General features: G+C 42.3%; 1 protein-coding gene. It reads left to right on the top strand.

Annotated features, from left to right (window positions below; all coding sequences use genetic code 11):
* Positions 1-82: 82 nt before the first annotated feature.
* On the top strand, positions 83-1,404 hold a 1,322-nt coding region (locus tag AC1DG9_RS27025), incomplete at its 3' end, for an endo-acting ulvan lysase-like protein (RefSeq protein ID WP_477635689.1).

Genomic DNA, 1,404 nt, shown 5'->3' with positions numbered 1-1,404 from the left:
ATATTATACACGTTTGTTAAAAACAATGCAGAATCTGCGACAAAAGGAGGAATCAGGTTTGCCAAAGTTAAGGACTGGTTTTATGTCTTTGTTTAGTAATCCACCTTTAACGCTTAGTGAATCGGTAGCAACTGGTTTACCAGAGGATTATATGACTGCCACTTTTTGGGCGCCTAATGTAGCCTGGATGGTACAGCGCAATGGTATTGATCCGCACCATGGCCTAATGATCTCTCAGGCCGGTTCAGGCGGAAATCATGCGCATGCGAACGGAATTGCGATGGAATTATATGGGAAAGGCTTGATACTTGCTCCTGAAGGGGGAATTGGAGGTAGTTATTTTCAATCCGATTATGCAGAATATTACTCTCAGTTCCCGGCACACAATACTGTAGTGGTAGATGGCATTTCATCATACCCTACTATGAAAAGTAACCATTTTCTTAAACTACAGGGTGCTTATCCGGAACCGGGTATAAAACAGGGATACTTTAAGGATGTTACTTATTCGAATTTACTGTTTCTGGAACCAGAGACCAATTCTAACCAGAACAGGCTAATGAGCATTGTACGAACCAGTGACTCTAGTGGGTATTATGTTGATGTTTTCCGGTCGGCTAAAAAAAATGGAGGTGATAAGTATCATGATTATATCTATCATAATCTAGGGCAGCGACTTAGTCTTACTGATGCCTTAAAAAAGCCATTGCCCTTAAAGGCTACTGATAAGCTGACCTTTGCCAATGAGGAGCTGATGGGTTATGATTATTGGTACGATAAGCAGTCTGTCGTTTCATCAGGCGATTTCAATGGCAGGTTTGAGCTAGATATTCCTGGAAGGGCAGGAGTATATATGAACATGTGGATGAAAGGATATCCGGATCGTGAGATTTTCAGCGTGAAAGCACCACCCTCAAAATCCTGGAGAAAAGATCAGTTGATACCTGATAGTATTGCCAACTTGCCTTTACCTACTGTTGTGGTACGTCAGAATGGAGCGGCATGGGAGCGCCCCTTTGTAGCAGTTTACGAGCCTGCCGAAGGTAATACTGGAGGAGATATTGCCAGGATCTCTTCATTTGCAGGGGTAGGAAATGATTCTTCTTTTGCGGGAATCCAGGTTGAAAGTAAAAATGGAATGATCGATTATATTTTTGCAGGGGCAGCGGCCGAAAGCATTAAATATCAGGATATGCAGTTTAAGGGAACTTATGGAATGGCGAGAGCTAAAGCTGATGGATTAGTGTTTTTGTTTCTTACTGATGGGAATGAACTCTCAAAATCTGGATATGGTCTGTTCGCCGGTAAAAGTGCTTCGGCAGTGTTGTCTTTTAAAGATAAACAAGCCTTTTTCAGCTCATCCGCCGAAATCAATCTAACACTTCCCGACGTTTACCTTAGTGA

Source organism: Pedobacter sp. 05L430, assembly GCF_056397585.1.
This window is presented reverse-complemented; position numbering and strand designations above follow the sequence as displayed.